The sequence below is a fragment of the Pseudomonas sp. TMW22091 genome, from assembly GCF_022496705.1.
Classification (GTDB): domain Bacteria; phylum Pseudomonadota; class Gammaproteobacteria; order Pseudomonadales; family Pseudomonadaceae; genus Aquipseudomonas; species Aquipseudomonas saxonica.
This window is the reverse complement of record NZ_SCFI01000013.1, coordinates 54,285-69,781: the sequence shown is the minus strand read 5'-3', so window position 1 is coordinate 69,781 and position 15,497 is coordinate 54,285. Positions and strand designations below refer to the sequence as shown.

Sequence of the window (15,497 nt, the reverse complement as noted above, 5' to 3'; positions counted from 1 at the left end):
CATGGCGCATTTCAAATACCGCGCACTGGACGCCGATGGCGTTGCGCAAAACGGCACGCTGCAAGCCGCTGACCAAAGCGCAGCGGCGGCCACCCTGCAAAAACGCGGACTGTTGCTGCTCAGCCTGCAAAACAGTGCCAGCAGCGGGCCGGGCATTGTTATGCGGCGCAGTGCCCTGAGCGGTGCGGCGCTGGTCAGTTTTACCCAGCAGTTGGCCACGCTGATCGGTGCCGGCCAGCCACTGGAGCGGGCGCTGGGCACGCTGTTGCGACAGAACCATGATGCCAAGCGTCAGGCCCTGCTGGAACGGGTGCGCGAGCAAGTCAAAGCGGGCAAGCCTTTGAGTCAGGCGCTGGAAGAGGAGCACGGGCAGTTTTCCAGCCTCTACATCAGCATGGTGCGTGCCGGTGAAGCCGGGGGTTCGCTGGAGAGCACCCTGCGTCAGCTCAGCGACTACCTGGAACGCAGCCAGAAACTGCGCGGCGAAGTCATCAATGCACTGATTTATCCGATCTTTTTGGTGGTCGGCGTCCTCGGCTCGCTGGCGTTGCTGCTGGCCTATGTTGTGCCGCAGTTTGTGCCGATCTTTCGCGACCTGGGCGTGCCCATTCCGCTGATCACGCAGGCCATTTTGTGGCTCGGCGAATTTTTGAGTGCCTACGGCCTGCTACTGCTGGGGGCCAGTGTGGCGTCGATCTGGGGCGTTGCAGTATTGAGGCGTGACCCACAACGGCGTCAGCGACACGACCGCCGCATATTGACGCTAAAGGTCATCGGCCCGTTGTTGCAACGTGTCGAAGCCGCCCGACTGGCCCGCACCCTGGGAACCTTGCTGAACAACGGCGTGCCCCTGCTTCAGGCCATGAGCATTGTTCGCCAAGTGTGTGGCAACCATGCGCTGCGTGCTCAGGTCGAACATGCCACCGACTGGGTCAAGGCTGGCGGCACCCTGGCTCAGGCTTTCGGTGAGCAACCGCTGTTGCCCGAGCTGGCTCTGCAAATGATTGAGGTCGGCGAACAGGCCGGCAACCTCGACAGCATGCTGCTCAAAGTCGCCGACGTTTTCGATGTCGAAGCCAAGCGTGGCATCGACCGCATGCTTGCAGCACTCGTACCCAGTTTGACCGTGATCATGGCCGTCATGGTGGCGGTGATCATGCTGGCCATCATGCTCCCGCTGATGAGCCTGACCAGTAATATTTGAGGAAACCCCTATGACTCGATTCAAACCCGCCCAACGCCGTCGTCAGGGCGGATTCACCCTGCTGGAAATGCTCGCGGTGATTGTACTGCTGGGGATTGTGGCCACCATTGTGGTGCGTCAGGTCGGCGGTAACGTCGACAAAGGCAAGTACGGCGCCGGCAAGGCTCAACTGGCCAGCCTCGGCATGAAAGTCGAAAGCTACGGCCTGGATGTCGGCACGCCCCCGGCCAATTTGCAGCAGCTGATCACCAAGCCTGCCAACAGCAGCGGTTGGGCCGGGCCGTACGCCAAACCGAGCGACCTCAAGGACCCTTTCGGCCATTCATTCGGCTACCGATACCCCGGTGAGCACGGCAGCTTCGACCTGATGTTCTTCGGTCAAGATGGTCAACCCGGCGGCGATGGCTACAAGGCCGACCTGGGTAACTGGGAATAACATGCGCCCCCTGCCCCGCGCGCGCGGCTTTACCCTGTTCGAGTTGCTGGTGGTGATTGCCCTGATCGGCATCAGCATCGCGCTGGTGGGCTTAGGCGTGGGCAAAGGCCTGCACAGCGCCCATGAGCGCCGCGCGTTGAGCGAGGTGGTTCATGCGCTGCGCGCGGCACGGGTTCAGGCCATCGTTACGGGGCAGCCGGCGCAGACTCGTTTTGATCTGAACAGCGGCCGCTTTCAGGGGCCCCTGCAAAAAGTCCGGCAGTTGCCCGCAGACATGCACGTGCAACTGCACACCGCAGAAGGGCTCGGTTCGGCGTTTGAGTTTTACCCGGATGGCGGCTCTAGCGGCGGCAATCTGTTGCTGACACGCGACGCCCAACAGTGGCGGGTCGATATAAATTGGCTTACCGGCAGCGTTCAGTTGCGTGCGCTCAAGTGAACGGCCAGCGAGGTTTTACCTTGTTGGAGATGCTTGCCGCCCTCGCCGTGCTGGCGGTGTGCAGCAGTGTTTTGGTGGCCGCGTTCGGGCAGAGCGCCCGCGCCCTGCAACAGGCACAACGCAGTGATCGGCTGAGCTTGACAGCGCGCTCACTGATGGCCGAAGCCAACGTGGGCCGCTTGCAGGCAGGCGTCACGGAAGGACGCTGGTCGGGGGTGACGTGGCGGCTGAATGTCAGTGCGCTAGCGGCAGGCAATGCCCCGCTTACGGCCTGGCGACTCGAGCTTGAGCTCAGCGACGGCACTCGGCACGCGCACTACAGCACGCTGCAAGTGCGCAGCGCCGGTTCGGGGGTGAACCCATGAAGCGTGCTGCGCAAGGTTTTACGTTGCTCGAAGTGCTGGTGGTGTTGAGCCTGCTTGGCATTTTGCTGGCCCTGATTGCAGGGGCGATCACCGGCGCCAATCGAGCGATGGTCAAGGCCGAACGCTACAGCACGCGACTGGATGAAGTGCGCTCCACGCAGAACTTTCTGCACACCGCCATCGGCCAGACGTTACCGCTGGCAGCCTCCGGCCCCGATGCTACGCAGGCGCCGGTGTTCGTCGGCGAGCGACACAGCGTGCATTTTTACGCGCCGCTCTCGTCCCATCTGGGCGGCGGTTTGTATCGCTACAGCGTGACGCTGGCGGCGGGTCAGCGGTTGCAGGTGATTGTGCAACGTCTGCGCAATCAGGCTTTGCTGCCTGCGCAAGAACCGCAGGTGCTGCTGCATCAAGTGCACAGCGTGAACTTCAGCTATCGCGGCATCTCGCCCAAAGGTGAGGCCACCGACTGGCTGGACCACTGGCCCTGGCCCGCACGCTTGCCGATCAGTGTGCGCGTCGATGTACAGCTGGCAGGGCCGGTGACGTGGCCGTTGCAAAGTATCGACCTGCGCCTTGATCTGGCATCAGAGGCTCGAACGTTATGAAGCGCCAGCGCGGTGTGGCGCTGTTGTTGGTGCTATGGGTGCTGGCGCTGCTGAGCACCTTGCTGGCCGGACTGGTGGGCTGGGTGCATCTGCAAAATCGGCAAGCCTTATGGCAGCGCCAACAGACCCAGGCACTGCTGGCGGCCGAAGCGGGCATCGGGATGGCAGTGCTGGCGCAACTGGACCGCGACCCCGTGCGCCACTGGCGTGCAGACGGTCAGCCGCATGCGCTGCAGTTTGACGAAGCCTCTTTGGCGGTCAGCCTGACCAGCGAAGCGGGAAAACTGGACATTAACGCAGCTCCCGTCGACTCGTTGGCACGGCTGGTAGTGGCCTGCGGCGGCTCGGCCGAGCAATCCGCGCAACTGTCGCAAGCCCTGAACCAGCGCCGTAGAGGCGAGCGGGCACCCCTGCGCACGATTGAGGAAGTGCGCGAACTGGCGGGCATGGATCAGCACCGCTACACCTGCGCCAGTGCGCACCTGACCCTGTGGAGCGGACTGCCCGCACCGGATGCGCGCCTGGCTTCGCCCTGGTTACGCCGTGCCCTGAAACTGCCTCAAAGCAGCGCTACGACCACAGAGGCTGGCCCCGTCATTACCCTGCAAAGCCGGGCGACATTACCCGGCGGCTTTAGCAAAACGCTCAGCGTCACGCTGTTACTGAACCCATCGAAGGAGGGTGTGAGGCCTTACCGGGTCCTGCGCTGGCAAGAATGAAGCACTTACTTTCAAAGCGACTCGCCCCGCTCCAGGCTGACCTAAATGGCCAATGGCGGGACAGCCGTGCCCGACAGTTATGGCTGGCATGGCTGAACGAACTGCACGCCCTGTTACCTGCGGCTGCGCGGGCGCGATTATTCAAACAGGCAAACGAGCGATTGATCCACTGGCCATTGACCGGGCCGATTGATGTGCATGAAAACGAGCGGCTGATTCTGGTCTTGCCGGTGAACATGCTGCTGACCCAGACGCTGTTGCTGCCCACCGCGGCCTTGCGGGATCTGCACAGCGTCATTGGCTTTGAGCTGGATAAATACACGCCCTACCCTCGCGATCAGATGCACTACGTCGCCCGTGTCACCGGCAAGCTCGGGGCGCAGGCGCAGGTGCTGCTCGTCGCGATTCTGCGCGAACGGCTGCAACCGGTGATCGACGCCTGCACGGCACAAGGGCTGGCGTTGCATGCCGTCGACGGGCTCGATGACGATGGCCGGCTATTGGGCGTTGACGTGTTGCCCACTGAACAGAAACCACCGCGCCGCCGACACGCTCGATTACCCCGCTATCTGGCGCTGGCGTGCTGCCTGTTGCTGATCAGTTGCATGGCGCTCTGGCTGAATGCACGCACACGCATGGTCGAAGCCATGCAGCAGCGTGTCGAGGAACAGCGCGAAGAGGTGCAGGCGGTGCAAAACCTGCGCCGCGAATTGAGCAATACCCAGGGCGCCGCACAGTATCTGGCCCGCAACAAAGCCGCGCAGCCAACCCTGTCCAGTGTATTGGTCGACCTCACCGGCTGCCTCGGTGCCGACACCTGGGTCGAACAACTGGAAATCGCTGACGGCGGTGGCGTCTCCCTTTCCGGGCAAAGCGCCAAGGCCAGCGCATTGATCACCCGTATGAAGGACTGCAAGACCCTCGGTGACGTGCAGTTCCAGGGCATCATCCAGCCCGATGCCGACACCGGCAAAGAGCGGTTTTCCCTGCGCGCGCAACTGCGCAAGGAGGCCACTGATGCGCCGTGAATTAACCCCGCGCGAGCGCCGTGGTGCGGCCTTGATCGTGCTGACCTTGTTGCTTTGGGCCGCCTGGTGGCTGCTGGTGCAAAGCTGGTTTCTCGACCCGTTGAATGACCTTGAGGAACAGGCCGACACACTGCGTGCGCAACAGCAACGCTATGCCGGGATCGTGCAACAACGCACCGGCCTGCAACAACAATTGCAGGCCGCGCGCCGCGACCCGTCCAGCCGCTCCAGCCTGCTGCCCGGCGAAGACCCCAGTGCAGTGGCCGCCGACCTGATGCAATACAGCCTCGACCGGGTCAAGGCACACGCCAACCAAGGCCCGGGGTGTCAGGTTACGCAGCGCATGCCCATCACACCGGAGCACGACAGCACCGAACCGTATCGTCAGGTAAAAGTCAGTCTGACCCTGGACTGCGCGATGGAACCCTTGGCCAACCTGCTGCACGACTTTGAATACGGGCAACCCTTTCTGTTCGTCGATAACCTGAGCCTGCGTCGCGCCACGTCAGCCCCCACCAGTGGCGGCGCCGGACGCTTGCAAGTGCATCTGCTGCTGCGCGGTTATCTGCAACAGGCACCGACGCAGCCAGAACGCCGCCCTGTCACGACCGGGAAGCCTAAAGCATGAGGTTCGACCGTCTTCCTCTCGTGCTACTGATCAGTACAGCCCTGCTCACCGCCACGGCCCTCAGCCTGTTGATGGGAGCGGGCCAGACCGTTGACTGGCTGCCGGCTGGAACCCCACGCCAATCCGCACCGGTCAAGCCACCCCAAGCCCTTCGGCCCCTGCCTTCGCAAGCGCTGGCACTGACCTGGCAACAGTCAATGTTCAGCCCCCAGCGCAGGCCCGATCTGATCACCGGCAAAGGCCAGGGCTCGCTCGACGGAGTCCGCCTCACGGGCGTGATCATCACCGGGCAAGCGCAGTGGGTACTGTTGCGCATGCCAGACAAACACACCCTGAAACTGGCCGTCGGCAGCACGCTCGATAACGGCTGGACGCTGACCGGCGCCTCGCCACAACACGCCACCTTCAGTCATCAGGGCCAGACGCGCGAACTGCGCCTGCCCCTGCTGCGCCTTCCGCCCCCCTCGAAAGCGCCCCTAATTACCCTTCCAGACGTACCCACACCATGAACAATCGCTACCTTGAGTTTCCCCGTTTGCGCAGCTCCCTGCTGTGCCTGGCCACCGCAGTTGCACTGGCCGGTTGCGCCACCACACCGGAGCATTTTGAAAACGACCCGGCGCTGATGCAGGAAGCACTCCAGGGCACCGGGTCGCAGCGTGCGCCCTTGAGCGAACCTGATCGACTGCCACCGCCGACCGGCGCGAGCGCCAAGGCCTCACCGCGCCAGCAGATCAAAACAGGCAACCAGACATTTGTCCGCCCTCCCGCCCCGGCGGCATCCTCCTCAACTGCAAACAGCCCCGCAGACGCAAGCGGCGACATTGTTTTCAACTTCACCAATCAGCCGATCGAAGCCGTGATCAACAGCGTGATGGGCGACTTGTTGCACGAAAACTACAGCATCAATCAGGGCGTCAAAGGCGAGGTCAGTTTCTCGACGTCCAAGCCGGTGAACAAGCAACAGGCGCTGTCGATTCTGGAAACCCTGCTGTCATGGACCGACAACGCAATGATCCGTCAGGGCAGCCGATACGTGATCCTGCCCGCCAATCAGGCGGTGGCGGGCAAACTGGTGCCCGAGATGCCCGTGGCACGCCCCTCCACTGGCCTGTCGGCGCGGCTGTTCCCGTTGCATTACATCTCGGCCACCGAGATGCAGAAACTGCTCAAGCCTTTCGCCCGCGACAACGCCTTTTTGCTGGTCGATCCGGCGCGCAACGTGCTCAGCCTCGCCGGCACACCCGATGAGCTGGCCAACTATCAGGACACCATCGACACCTTCGATGTTGACTGGCTCAAGGGCATGTCTATTGGCGTGTATGGCTTGCAACGGGCCAGCGTGGGTGAGTTGATGCCGCAACTGCAAAAAATCTTCGGTCCTGACAGCGGCATGCCGTTGGCGGGCATGGTGCGTTTTCTGCCCATAGAACGAACCAATTCGGTGGTGGCCATCTCATCGCAACCGCGCTACCTGAGCGAAGTGGGTGACTGGATTCATACCATTGATGAGGGTGGCGGCAATGAGCCGCAAATGTACGTGTACGACGTTCGCAACATGAAGGCCGCTGATCTGGCCAAATACCTGCGCCAGATCTACGGCAACGGGCAGATCAAGGATGAGAGCGCGGCCAAGGTCGCGCCCGGCTTGCGCACCCGTTCCCTGTCCTCTCTCTCGGGTGGCGCCAGCAGCACAAGCGGCATGGGCCTTAACGCCAGTAACGACAGCCAGGGTGAACTGCAACAGAGCGAGGATGACAGCGAAAGTGAGGTGGTCGACGATAACGCCGGGGGCATGGAAGGCACCAGCATTGAGACTGCAAGTAGCGAGGCGGGCGCCAGCCAACGCCTGGATAACAGCACGCGCATTACGGCGCAGGTCAGCAGCAACCAGTTGCTGATACGCACACGCCCCGCGCAATGGGCCGAGATCGAAGCGGCCGTCAAACGCCTGGACAATGCGCCGATGCAGGTGCAGATCGAAACACGGATTCTCGAAGTCAACCTCAGCGGCGAGCTTGACCTTGGCGTGCAGTGGTATCTGGGTCGTCTGGCCGGCAACTCCGCCAGCACCACCGTGGCCAATGCCTCCGGCAGTCAGGGTGCGCTGGGTGGCGGCGGTGCGGGGTTGGGTGCAACCGACTCGTTGTTCTATTCCTTCGTCAGCAGCAACTTGCAAGTGGCGCTGCATGCGCTGGAAACCAACGGCCGAACACAAGTGCTGTCTGCACCGTCGCTGGTGGTCATGAACAACCAACAGGCGCAGATTCAGGTCGGTGACAATATTCCCATCAGCCAGACCACGGTCAATACCAACGTCTCGGACACCACACTGAGCAGCGTTGAATACGTGCAGACCGGGGTCATTCTGGATGTCATGCCGCGCATCAATCCGGGTGGCCTTGTGTACATGGACATCAAGCAGCAGGTCAGTGACGCCAACACCAGCACCACCTCGGACAACAACGGCAACCCGCGTATTTCCACCCGTTCGGTATCCACTCAAGTGGCGGTCCAAAGCGGCCAGACGGTATTGCTCGGGGGGCTGATCAAACAGGACAACAGCGACACGGCGTCAACGGTGCCGTACCTGGGGCGCATTCCGGGGTTGCGCTGGTTGTTCGGCACAACCAGCAAAAGCAAAAAACGCACGGAGCTGATCGTTTTGATCACCCCGCGCGTGGTCACCAGCAATAGCCAGGCGCGACAGGTGACGGATGATTACCGCCAACAGTTGCAACTGATCAAACCGACGCAATAAAGCACGCCCAGCGCCTGATTATTCGCAACCCGTGTCTCGGGCCTGCTGCACTTGACGAGCCTGCCAGTCGCGATAAATCCCGATCATGGCAGGCCGGCCAAGGTGTTGCAGTGGCAACGCCTGATCGCTCAAGGGCTGCGCCAGCTGCCGGTAAATCGCGGCGGTAGATAACCCGAAAGGTTCGCCCTGCTCATTGCTGGCGGCATACACCACCCGTGAAATACCGCACACGTACATTGCGCTTAAACACATGGGGCATGGCTGGCCACTGGCGTAGATCACGCAGCCGTCCAGACGCGCTCCCAGTTGCTGGCTGGCACTGCGTATCGCCAGCATTTCAGCGTGCGCGGTGGGGTCCTGGCTCAGATGAATGCTATTGACGGCTTCAACCTGGACCTGATCGTTTTTCACCAGCACGGCACCAAAGGGCCGTCCACCCTCAGCCACATTCCTGGCCGCCAATTCCACGGCCCGGTTCAAGTAATACTCATCGTTATGCATACAAACTCCCGTCATCAATCAGTGTGCACCAGCGTTGCGCAACATGAGGGCAATCTCGTTCTGACCGCGTTTTTGCGCCTGTTGCAACGGGCTCACGCCGTTGCTGTCGGGCAGGTCAAGGTCGGCACCGGCGTCGATCAACTGGCTGACAATGTGCTGATGGTCTGCCCCGCCGTCAGACAGCACGATGGCCTCCATCAAGCAGGTCCAGCCCAGTCGATTGACATGGTTCAGGTCAACCCCGGCGGCAATCAGCAGGCGAACGGTTTCAACATGACCGCGCTCACACGCCGGGATCAGCGCCGTGCCCCCATAGCGGTTAGTGCTCTTGAGGTCGGCTCCATGGGCCAGAACCTGTTGAAGAATTTCATTGTGCCCGCTGGCACCTGCTAACAAGTAAGGACTGTCGTGGATGAGGTTCTTCTGGTTAACGTTGGCACCGGCCGCGATCAGTGCCTGAGCGATGTCGATCTGATTGGCGCGGGTGGCCAGCAGCAGTGCACTGCTGCCATCCAGTGTGCGGACGTTGACGTCGGCACCTTCGCTGATCAATTGCTGCACCCTGCCCAGCTCACCGTCTTTTACAGCCGTGAGCAGAGGCTTGTCGCTTGCCATGACCACCCCCGCCATCAACAGTCCGGCCGTCAGCAACGCTTTTTTACCGACTACCCCCGCCATGGTCTCTGCCTCTTATCAACGAATTGAAAAGCCAGTATGGTCAGCCCTACTAGCATTCTGAAATTAAATATAAACATGCCTTCCAGTGGCTATGCGAATGGCGGTACCCATGTTCGATCCTATTCTGCTACGCAGCTTTATTGCGGTCGTGGACTGCGCCAACTTCACCCGCGCGGCGCAGCGCTTGCACCTCACCCAGTCCACGGTGAGCCAGCAAATACGCCGTCTGGAAGACAGCCTTGGGTGCAAATTGCTTGACCGCGAACAGCGTCGGGTCATGCCCACCCCCGAGGGCGAACGCCTGCTGGCGTATGCGCGACGCATCCTGGCGCTACAAGAAGAAGCCCGCGACGTGCTGTCCAATCTGAAAAGTGAAGGGGTATTACGTCTGGGCGTGCCTGAAGACTTTGCTGCTGAACGCCTGATGCCCATCCTCGCGCAATTCGGTCTGGAGCATCCGGGCGTACGACTTGAAGTCACCAGCGGTTTGGGCCCGGATCTGATGCGTCTGTATCGTCAGGGGGAATTCGACCTGTTGCTGGTCAAACAGATGGGCCCGGGCACAGATTGCCTGGGATGCTGGCCAGAGCGCATGTGTTGGGTGGATAGCCGTTCAACCCCCGCGTTGCGACGTGAGCCCTTGCCTCTGGTGGCCTTTCCCGTAGACGGTTTGTACCGCAATGAAATGCTTCATCATTTGGAAATGGGTGGCTGGAACTGGCGCATCAGTTACTCAAGTGCCAGCTTGGCCAGCGTTTGTGCTGCCGTGGCTGCTGGGTTGGGTATCAGTTTGCTGCCAGAGCGAGTCATCAATGCGCAGCATAAAGTGCTGGAAGCGGACAGTGCCCTGCCAGATATTCAGGGCGTATTTTTGGCGCTCTACGGCCAGCAGGGACTCAGCCATGCGGGTAACCTGCTGAAACTGCAACTTGTGACACTTTGCGAAACACTGGCTGCCAGGGGTTAGTCCAATGGCCCCATCGTCAAGCCTGAACATTTCAAAAAATCATCAACAAGGTCTTCCCATGATCACGCCCCACTCGCCTGTCGTCCTAATCCTTGCCGCGGGCCGTTCAACGCGGTTTATCGCGTCGGGTGGCACACTGAACAAGCTGCAGACACCGTTGTGCGGGCTCACCGTACTTGATCATGTCATTCGCGCGGCCCAAGCGTCTGGTTTGCCGTGGCATGTAGTGACCAAGGCCGATGGCGAGGGCATGGGCGACTCCATCGCTGCCGGTGTGCGGGCCACGCCCGACGCGGGTGGCTGGCTGATTTTGCCCGGCGACTTGCCGTTGATTAGCGCCATGAGTCTGCGCAGCGTCGCTGAAGGTCTTGGTTCGGCGCTTGTTGTGGTGCCCACCTGGAATGGGCAAAAGGGCCATCCGGTGGCCTTCGGCGCGGAGTGTTTCATTGAGTTGGCGCAACTCTCTGGTGAGCGTGGGGCGGCACGTATTGTTGAGGCTCATCGAGCCAATAATCAGGTGCTTAGGGTTGCGTTGGCGGATAGAGGCACCGTGCTGGATGTCGATACTGTGGACGACTTGCAGTATGTCCAGTCACTGATGGGAACAGATGGGCAGTAGGTCTAGCTTCTTGCTTTTAGCTTTTAGCTTCAAAACAATCTCACTGCTGCCACCGAAACAGTGGGGGCGACACTGGGGCCCATCACAGGAGGCTGAACGCAGGTGCTGTTATGGGGGTGGCGAGGCAGGACGCCGAGCCAGCCGCGATCGGGCCAAGGATGGCCCGTCGCGGCGGGCCCCCATAACAGTGCCGGAGTGAAGGCACCGGGCGAGCCTAGGCGAGCCCGGCCGTATGGTAGGGCAAGGACTTTTTGGGTACTTTTGTGGCTGTTTGACAAAAGTGCCTCGCCGTAAGGGCGAAACCCGTAGAAAGTATTTACACATCCAATGGATATGTACTCAGTGCTCCAGCTATATAAACCGCGTACATATCCATTTCATGTATCACGGCTTTCTACGGGTTCCGCCCTTACGGCGGCTCACTTTTGGCAAACAGCCCCAAAAGTAAGCAAAAGGTCCTTGCCCCTGCGTACGGCCCTCGCTGCGCTCAGGTGCCCCTCGCTCCGGTCCCGCTCCGTGGGCACGCTGCGACGGGCCATCCTTGGCCCGATCGCAGCTCTCCCGGCATCCATGCCGGTCGACCCACTCCGCAGAACCTCCACTCGGCCTCCCGAAAGGGGCGGTAGATCAAGATCAAAAGCCAGATCACAAGCCAGATCACAAGCAGATCACAAGCAGATCACAAGCAGATCACAAGCAGATCACAAGCAGATCACAAGCAGATCACAAGCAGATCACAAGCGGTTTAGAGCACACTGCGCTCATGAAAAAATACTAGAGCCGCCCCTCCCCTACCCGGCTTGCCTCTGCTCTTCTTCGCCGTCGTGCTCATGATCAAATACAGCTTGGGCAAGGTCTTCGGTTACACGCATTTCAACACCCACTGCCGACATCTGCGCCGCTGCGGTAAAGGGCGCTGCCGTCACCGGCTCTGAACGCTGGCCACGACGCCAGATAAATAGCACCACAAGCCCCGCATTCAACCCTGCCAACGCCCAGAACAATCCGCCTTCGCCCACTTTGGTCATCAACGGTGAAATCACCAGAGGGCTGATGGCACACCCTAGTGAGTTGATCAGCAGTAGGCCCTGGATCATCCGCACGATGGCCCCGGACGACGCGTGGTCTGCAGCGTGACTGACCGCAACCGGGTAGATCGCAAAAATACCACCACCCAGCAGGAAAAAAGCCACGATCAACAACGGTGAACCAGGCGGTAGGAACAGGATAATCAACGACAGCACTGCGCAGGCCGCAGCCAGCACGATCAAGACCAGTTGCCTGTCTTGATGATCCGACCAGCGCCCAACCGGGTATTGCAGCAGCATTGCACCGAGTATCACGTAGGCCATCATGTGTCCGACCTCAGTAACATCAAGGCCAATACGCTGAAGGTACAGCGGCAGTAAGGCGTAGACCGCAGCAATGGCCAGACCCGAACCGAAACAACCAATCACTCCGGTCGGCGTGGCACGCAATAACTGCCAAGGCATTAGAGGCTCCGCTCGCTCGACCACGGGCGTCACCCGCGGGATCATCACAATCGGTAGCATCGACAATGAGGCCAGAATGGCCGCAATCATGAAGGGAATGGTGTCGCCGGTCTGCGCAATAACCCCCAGATTGGCCTGCCCCAACAAGCCCGCACCATAGAGCGCGATCATGTACAGGGCCAGCAGGCGACCACGGATCTTGGGGTCGGCGGCTATTAATAACCAGCTTTCCACCACCAGAAATACACCCACACTGGCCCAGCCATTAATCAGGCGTAGGGCAAACCACGTCCAGGGGTCAGAAGACAGCCCCTGAAACAGAATCGTCGTGGCAATCAGGGCCGCAAAGCAGCTGTAGGCGCGGATATGCCCGATGCGCACGATCAGTCGGTCATTGAAAATCGAGCCTAATGTCAGCCCGATGAAGTACGCGGACGAGACAATGCCAACCATCGTGGCTGACTCACCCAACGAATCGAGACGAAGTGTCGTTAACGACGAAAGCATGCCGTTGCCGATACTGATGATAAACAGCCCAAGTAACGGTGCCAGCGCCATCGCTAACAGTTGCACAGACATAATGAACTCAAGACCTCAACAAACAATTAAACCCTCGAACGGGCAACAGCACAGCGACCCCTCTCGGCAACGCCGGGCGGGGGGATTTGTACATGTGTGATTGTGCGTGGCTCGAGGCCACAGTCGAGGCGTTCGAGGTGCGGGCAAGGTTCAAGACGCGCTGGACGCGCACCTCGTTATTGACCGGGCAGACAAAATCAGGGCGCGCATGGTAGCCGCAGTCAGGCACAAGAAGAAGAGCCCCAGTGGCTTTTTTCGACGAATATCACTGCAGTGACCAGCAGGCTCCGCAGGCTCGACTAAAATACCTCAGCGCGATAACCGCTCTGAACCGCACGACACTCGAAACGGCTTGATTCAAGGCCCTAGAAAGCTTCGCAGTCGTGCAAAAGACAGAGCTAAACCGTCTGACAGCTAGTGAAATTCAGGATTGGGCAATAATGCATGCCAGCAACCCCGGGAATCGCCTGTTGAGTTCATCCGCGCGCAGGGAATTCATGTGCGTTGTGCCCACATTCCGCGTCTGCACCAGCCCTGCATCGCGCAGGACCCGGAAATGATGGGACATGCTGGACTTGGGGCGACCACCGTCCAGTTCGCCGCACGTGGCCTCGGTGACTCCAGCGAGATAGCGGACAATGTCCATGCGCACAGGGTCGCTCAAGGCGTACAGCAACCGCTCAAGGACAAAATCGGAAGGCAGGGGGTGTTTGAAAGCTCGCATGGCCGAATGATAACCAAAGGTTTCAATTGTCGCCATATTTCGAATACTATCGAACAAGCGAATTAACCTACGAGGAACCCAACCCATGTCTGCACTATTTGAGCCCTTTACTCTCAAGGACGTCACCTTGAGGAACCGTATCGCCATTCCGCCGATGTGTCAGTACATGGCCGTGGACGGCATGGTCAATGACTGGCACCTCGTGCATTTGGCCAGTATGGCAAGAGGCGGCGCGGGCCTGGTGGTCGTTGAGGCCACTGCGGTTTCTCCTGAGGGGCGCATCACACCAGGGTGCGCCGGCATCTGGAGCGACGCACATGCTCAAGCATTTGTACCCGCCGTGAAAGCGATCAAGGCGGCCGGTTCGGTGCCGGGTATCCAGATTGCACACGCAGGTCGCAAGGCCAGCGCCAACCGCCCCTGGGAAGGTGATGATCACATCCCTGAGGGCAACCCTGCCGGATGGCAAACCATTGCGCCATCCGCCATTGCGTACGGCGCCAATCTGCCGAAGGTGCCACGGGAAATGACCCTTGAGGACATTGCCCGGGTACGTCAGGACTTCGTCGATGCGGCCCGCCGTGCTCGCGAAGCCGGTTTCGAGTGGATCGAACTGCACTTTGCCCACGGCTATTTGGGCCAAAGCTTTTTTTCGGAGCATTCCAACCAACGCACCGATGCCTACGGCGGCAGCTTTGAAAACCGCAGCCGCTTTCTGCTGGAGACGTTGGCTGCCGTGCGTGAGGTGTGGCCGGAACATCTGCCCCTGACCGCCCGCTTTGGTGTCATCGAGTACGATGGCCGCGACGAGCAGACACTGACCGAATCGATCGACCTCGCGCGCCGTTTCAAGGACGGTGGTCTCGACCTGCTGAGCGTGAGCGTCGGGTTCACCATTCCTGACACCAACATTCCTTGGGGCCCGGCGTTCATGGGCCCGGTCGCAGAGCGCGTTCGCCGGGAAGCCGAGCTGCCTGTGACCTCCGCCTGGGGTTTTGGTACACCGCAGTTGGCTCAGGCGGCCGTTCAAAACGGACAACTTGACCTGGTCTCCGTGGGGCGCGCGCATTTGGCTGACCCGCACTGGACTTATTTCGCAGCCAAGGAGCTGGGCGTCGACAACGCCTCGTGGACATTGCCCGCGCCTTACGCTCACTGGCTTGAGCGCTATCGGTAACTGAGCCGCAGACTGCCGCGCTGTCAGCGGCAGTTCTGCCTATGCATGACAGGTCCTTTCATCGATTGAGTCGATAATCACCATCGTAACGGCGCTATTTATAATCTTTGCCTGACCCGGATAATGACGAACTTTTAATGCCGTCCAATTCCCCCGCCTACAGGCCAAGAGTTTTTGCCCATGCGCACTGCCGTCGTTACCACTCCCCTGCTGTTGCTTTCCTTACTGGCCGGGTGCGCCAGCGCTCCAAACCAGCCCACTTTGACACTCAACACCGATAAAACCCCTCAAGCCTATGCCGCCTGCCTGACACCAAAACTACAGGAGCGAGCCTTTACGCCTGATTTAACAGAGGGTAATCGCCACTCCAGAATTGTGGTGCGCAGCCCGGTGGCGGCGGACAATATCGTCGAACTGTATAAAGTCAGCTCCGGCACAAAAATCGTGATCTATCAGCGCAGTCTCCTGGCGCCTGGCTTTGTGCAAATCGCCAAAGAATGCGTGTGAACAACATCCATAAAGGGGTTTGACCACGTGCAGGATAATCGCCAGCCCTTGTATTGAGCCGTGA

At 60.2% G+C, this 15,497-nt stretch carries 18 protein-coding genes; 14 read left to right on the top strand and 4 right to left on the bottom strand.

Annotated elements, in window-relative coordinates; all coding sequences use genetic code 11:
* The first annotated feature begins 1 nt into the window (after position 1).
* From gspF to gspD, 10 genes are read left to right on the top strand one after another with little or no spacing between them, the layout of a single operon-like run.
* Entirely contained in the window at positions 2 to 1,204 is a 1,203-nt protein-coding gene (gspF, locus tag EQV93_RS19790) for a type II secretion system inner membrane protein GspF (protein ID WP_240892269.1), read from the top strand.
* Positions 1,205 to 1,214: 10 nt separating this feature from the next.
* On the top strand, positions 1,215 to 1,640 hold the full coding sequence (gene gspG, locus EQV93_RS19785; RefSeq protein WP_240892268.1) for a type II secretion system major pseudopilin GspG: 426 nt from the start codon (positions 1,215 to 1,217) through the stop codon (positions 1,638 to 1,640).
* Position 1,641: 1 nt separating this feature from the next.
* Positions 1,642 to 2,079, top strand: a complete 438-nt coding sequence (locus tag EQV93_RS19780) for a GspH/FimT family pseudopilin (protein WP_240892267.1) — start codon at positions 1,642 to 1,644, stop codon at positions 2,077 to 2,079.
* 29 nt (positions 2,080 to 2,108) lie between these two features.
* Positions 2,109 to 2,444, top strand: coding sequence for a general secretion pathway protein GspI (locus tag EQV93_RS19775; protein WP_122785601.1), 336 nt, complete (start codon positions 2,109 to 2,111; stop codon positions 2,442 to 2,444).
* The gene (locus tag EQV93_RS19770) at positions 2,441 to 3,052 is read left to right on the top strand and encodes a prepilin-type N-terminal cleavage/methylation domain-containing protein (protein WP_240892266.1); all 612 of its coding nucleotides are present in this window, start codon (positions 2,441 to 2,443) and stop codon (positions 3,050 to 3,052) included. The genes EQV93_RS19775 and EQV93_RS19770 overlap by 4 nt, the downstream gene beginning before the upstream one ends.
* Positions 3,031 to 3,771, top strand: coding sequence for a general secretion pathway protein GspK (locus tag EQV93_RS19765; protein ID WP_240892306.1), 741 nt, complete (start codon positions 3,031 to 3,033; stop codon positions 3,769 to 3,771). The genes EQV93_RS19770 and EQV93_RS19765 overlap by 22 nt, the downstream gene beginning before the upstream one ends.
* Positions 3,768 to 4,799, top strand: a complete 1,032-nt coding sequence (locus EQV93_RS19760; RefSeq protein WP_240892265.1) for a general secretion pathway protein GspL — start codon at positions 3,768 to 3,770, stop codon at positions 4,797 to 4,799. The genes EQV93_RS19765 and EQV93_RS19760 overlap by 4 nt, the downstream gene beginning before the upstream one ends.
* Entirely contained in the window at positions 4,789 to 5,427 is a 639-nt protein-coding gene (gene gspM / locus EQV93_RS19755) for a type II secretion system protein GspM (protein ID WP_240892264.1), read from the top strand. Before EQV93_RS19760 ends, gspM begins: the two co-directional genes overlap by 11 nt.
* Entirely contained in the window at positions 5,424 to 5,936 is a 513-nt protein-coding gene (locus EQV93_RS19750) for a general secretion pathway protein GspN (RefSeq protein WP_240892263.1), read from the top strand. The genes gspM and EQV93_RS19750 overlap by 4 nt, the downstream gene beginning before the upstream one ends.
* A complete protein-coding gene (gene gspD, locus EQV93_RS19745; RefSeq protein ID WP_240892262.1) occupies positions 5,933 to 8,188 on the top strand; it encodes a type II secretion system secretin GspD in 2,256 nt (751 codons plus the stop codon). Before EQV93_RS19750 ends, gspD begins: the two co-directional genes overlap by 4 nt.
* 18 nt (positions 8,189 to 8,206) lie before the next feature.
* Here the strand turns inward: gspD and EQV93_RS19740 are convergent, their stop codons facing one another.
* Positions 8,207 to 8,689, bottom strand: a complete 483-nt coding sequence (locus EQV93_RS19740) for a nucleoside deaminase (RefSeq protein WP_240892261.1) — start codon at positions 8,687 to 8,689, stop codon at positions 8,207 to 8,209.
* Between the two features lie 18 nt (positions 8,690 to 8,707).
* The gene (locus EQV93_RS19735) at positions 8,708 to 9,367 is read right to left on the bottom strand and encodes an ankyrin repeat domain-containing protein (RefSeq protein ID WP_146426842.1); all 660 of its coding nucleotides are present in this window, start codon (positions 9,365 to 9,367) and stop codon (positions 8,708 to 8,710) included.
* A 109-nt stretch (positions 9,368 to 9,476) separates the two neighbouring features.
* Between EQV93_RS19735 and EQV93_RS19730 the strand changes: the two genes are divergently transcribed.
* Both EQV93_RS19730 and EQV93_RS19725 read left to right on the top strand, forming a co-directional pair.
* The gene (locus EQV93_RS19730; RefSeq protein WP_240892260.1) at positions 9,477 to 10,334 is read left to right on the top strand and encodes a LysR family transcriptional regulator; all 858 of its coding nucleotides are present in this window, start codon (positions 9,477 to 9,479) and stop codon (positions 10,332 to 10,334) included.
* 58 nt (positions 10,335 to 10,392) lie between these two features.
* Entirely contained in the window at positions 10,393 to 10,953 is a 561-nt protein-coding gene (locus tag EQV93_RS19725; RefSeq protein WP_240892259.1) for a nucleotidyltransferase family protein, read from the top strand.
* Between the two features lie 791 nt (positions 10,954 to 11,744).
* Here EQV93_RS19725 and EQV93_RS19720 read toward each other — a convergent pair.
* Positions 11,745 to 13,025, bottom strand: coding sequence for an MFS transporter (locus EQV93_RS19720; RefSeq protein ID WP_146426840.1), 1,281 nt, complete (start codon positions 13,023 to 13,025; stop codon positions 11,745 to 11,747).
* Between the two features lie 424 nt (positions 13,026 to 13,449).
* Positions 13,450 to 13,749, bottom strand: coding sequence for an ArsR/SmtB family transcription factor (locus EQV93_RS19715; RefSeq protein ID WP_240892305.1), 300 nt, complete (start codon positions 13,747 to 13,749; stop codon positions 13,450 to 13,452).
* An 85-nt stretch (positions 13,750 to 13,834) separates the two neighbouring features.
* On the opposite strand from EQV93_RS19715, the gene EQV93_RS19710 reads away from it, so the two are divergent.
* On the top strand, positions 13,835 to 14,926 hold the full coding sequence (locus tag EQV93_RS19710) for an NADH:flavin oxidoreductase/NADH oxidase (RefSeq protein WP_240892258.1): 1,092 nt from the start codon (positions 13,835 to 13,837) through the stop codon (positions 14,924 to 14,926).
* Positions 14,927 to 15,106: 180 nt separating this feature from the next.
* Positions 15,107 to 15,433, top strand: coding sequence for a hypothetical protein (locus EQV93_RS19705; protein ID WP_240892257.1), 327 nt, complete (start codon positions 15,107 to 15,109; stop codon positions 15,431 to 15,433).
* Positions 15,434 to 15,497 lie beyond the last annotated feature (64 nt).

Coding starts and splice junctions, on each gene's coding strand:
- gspF (WP_240892269.1), top strand. CDS start 2: ATGGCGCATTTCAAATACCGCGCACTGGACGCCGATGGCGTTGCGCAA.
- gspG (WP_240892268.1), top strand. CDS start 1,215: ATGACTCGATTCAAACCCGCCCAACGCCGTCGTCAGGGCGGATTCACC.
- EQV93_RS19780 (WP_240892267.1), top strand. CDS start 1,642: ATGCGCCCCCTGCCCCGCGCGCGCGGCTTTACCCTGTTCGAGTTGCTG.
- EQV93_RS19775 (WP_122785601.1), top strand. CDS start 2,109: ATGCTTGCCGCCCTCGCCGTGCTGGCGGTGTGCAGCAGTGTTTTGGTG.
- EQV93_RS19770 (WP_240892266.1), top strand. CDS start 2,441: ATGAAGCGTGCTGCGCAAGGTTTTACGTTGCTCGAAGTGCTGGTGGTG.
- EQV93_RS19760 (WP_240892265.1), top strand. CDS start 3,768: ATGAAGCACTTACTTTCAAAGCGACTCGCCCCGCTCCAGGCTGACCTA.
- gspM (WP_240892264.1), top strand. CDS start 4,789: ATGCGCCGTGAATTAACCCCGCGCGAGCGCCGTGGTGCGGCCTTGATC.
- EQV93_RS19750 (WP_240892263.1), top strand. CDS start 5,424: ATGAGGTTCGACCGTCTTCCTCTCGTGCTACTGATCAGTACAGCCCTG.
- gspD (WP_240892262.1), top strand. CDS start 5,933: ATGAACAATCGCTACCTTGAGTTTCCCCGTTTGCGCAGCTCCCTGCTG.
- EQV93_RS19740 (WP_240892261.1), bottom strand. CDS start 8,689: ATGCATAACGATGAGTATTACTTGAACCGGGCCGTGGAATTGGCGGCC.
- EQV93_RS19735 (WP_146426842.1), bottom strand. CDS start 9,367: ATGGCGGGGGTAGTCGGTAAAAAAGCGTTGCTGACGGCCGGACTGTTG.
- EQV93_RS19730 (WP_240892260.1), top strand. CDS start 9,477: ATGTTCGATCCTATTCTGCTACGCAGCTTTATTGCGGTCGTGGACTGC.
- EQV93_RS19725 (WP_240892259.1), top strand. CDS start 10,393: ATGATCACGCCCCACTCGCCTGTCGTCCTAATCCTTGCCGCGGGCCGT.
- EQV93_RS19720 (WP_146426840.1), bottom strand. CDS start 13,025: ATGTCTGTGCAACTGTTAGCGATGGCGCTGGCACCGTTACTTGGGCTG.
- EQV93_RS19715 (WP_240892305.1), bottom strand. CDS start 13,749: ATGCGAGCTTTCAAACACCCCCTGCCTTCCGATTTTGTCCTTGAGCGG.
- EQV93_RS19710 (WP_240892258.1), top strand. CDS start 13,835: ATGTCTGCACTATTTGAGCCCTTTACTCTCAAGGACGTCACCTTGAGG.
- EQV93_RS19705 (WP_240892257.1), top strand. CDS start 15,107: ATGCGCACTGCCGTCGTTACCACTCCCCTGCTGTTGCTTTCCTTACTG.